Origin of the sequence: Rhodococcus sp. (in: high G+C Gram-positive bacteria) (assembly GCF_049299235.1) — a bacterium.
Classification (GTDB): domain Bacteria; phylum Actinomycetota; class Actinomycetes; order Mycobacteriales; family Mycobacteriaceae; genus Rhodococcus.
Window position 1 is genome coordinate 1 of sequence record NZ_JBAQXC010000386.1, and the last position, 1841, is coordinate 1841.

General features: G+C 69.4%; 1 protein-coding gene. It reads left to right on the forward strand.

The window, feature by feature from the left end; translation table 11 throughout:
* Positions 1 to 15: 15 nt before the first annotated feature.
* Positions 16 to 1841: ABC transporter ATP-binding protein (locus WAX14_RS23610; protein WP_422630470.1), on the forward strand; the 1826-nt coding region annotated here is incomplete at its 3' end.

Here is a 1841-nt window from a genome sequence, read left to right on the forward strand (position 1 = left end):
CTAGTGTCGGCAGCGATGCCACACGACTCGCAGTCTCCGGGGTGGATTCGCCGCCTGAGCACCGAATCCTTCCGTCACCGTGCCGTCGCCGTCGGTGCATTGACGGCGACGGTCGTCGCTGCACTCATCGACATCGCGTTCCCGCTCCTCACGAAACTGGCACTCGACAGCGCCACGCATGCCGACGGCGCCGACCTCCACCTGATCGCGGTCGCCGCCGCGGGGATCGCAGGCGGTGCACTGGTCCGGTTCGGCTGCCAGTACGGCCGCCGCATGCTCGCCGGACAGTTGTCGCTGAACGTGCAGCACGATCTGCGGTTGCGGCTGCTCGGATCTCTGCAGCGGCTCGACGGTCGCGGCCAGGATCAGATCCGGACCGGGCAGGTCGTGTCGCGCTCGATCACCGACCTGCAACTGGTGCAGGGACTGCTCGCGATGGTGCCGATGTCAGCGGGTGCGCTCCTGCAATTCGTGTTGGCCCTGGTCATCATGGCGGTGCTGTCTCCGCTGCTCACCGCCATCGCCGTCGTGACGGTTCCGGTCATCGCGCTGATCGTCCGGGCGGTACGACCGAAACTGTTCGCCGCGACCTGGTCCGCGCAGCAGCGCGCCGCCGACCTGGCTCAGCACGTCGAGGAAACCGTCACCGGAGTGCGTGTCGTCAAGGGCTTCGGGCAGGAAGACCGAGCGATCGACCAACTCGAACGGCACGGCCGTGCGCTGTACGCCGAACGGATGCGCGCGGCCCACATCAACGCCAGGTTCACCGCGCCGATGGGCGCGATCCCCCAACTCGGGCTGGTGGCGACCATCGCTCTCGGCGGATGGCTCGCGCTGGAGGGCACCGTCACCGTCGGCACCTTCCTCGCGTTCACCGCCTACCTGGCGACCATGAGCGCGACGACCCGCACCTTGTCGTCCGTGATCATCATGGCGCAACTCTCCCGCGCGGCCGTCGAACGTGTCTACGAAGTGATCGACGCCGAACCCGATGTTGCGGACCCGCCGCACCCCGTGCCGCTGCCCGACGGTCCGCTCGGGCTGGCGCTGCGGAATGTGACATTCGGGTTCGACGCCGGCCACGATGTGCTGCGCGGGATGGATCTCGACGTCGCACCCGGTGAGACCGTCGCGGTGGTCGGGCCGGCCGGGTCCGGCAAGACCGCCCTGTCACTGCTGCTGCCCCGCTTCTACGCGCCCGGTGCCGGATCGGTGAACCTCGTGGCCGGCGCCACCGAACTGGACGTGCGATCGCTGCGTGGCAACGACCTGCGCGAAGCCGTCGGCCTCGTGTTCGACGAACCGTTCTTGTTCTCCGACACCATCGCCGCGAATATCGCCCTGGGCCGGCCGGACGCCACCCCCGATCAGATTCGGGCTGCCGCGGCCGCGGCCCGGGCCGACGAGTTCGTCGAAGCGCTGCCCGACGGGTACGACACCGTCGTCGGGGAACGAGGACTGACCCTGTCCGGTGGGCAGCGGCAGCGGGTCGCGCTGGCGCGTGCGCTCCTGCTGGATCCGCGGGTGCTCGTTCTCGACGACGCGACCTCCGCCGTCGATGCGGAAACCGAAGGGGCGATCTTCGCGGCGCTGCGCGAGCAGAATCAGCGCACCACACTCGTGCTCGCGCACCGGCGTTCCACACTGTCTCTCGCGGACCGGGTTGCGGTGCTCGACGGCGGCCGGATCGTCGACATCGGGACGGTCGACGAACTCGAGGATCGCAACCCACTGTTTCGGACGTTGCTCACGGGCGCCGGCGACGACGACACCGACGCCGGCGCTGTCGCACCGGGACCGGAGCCCTCGACCGAGGAACTGTGGCCCGAGGTACCCGACGG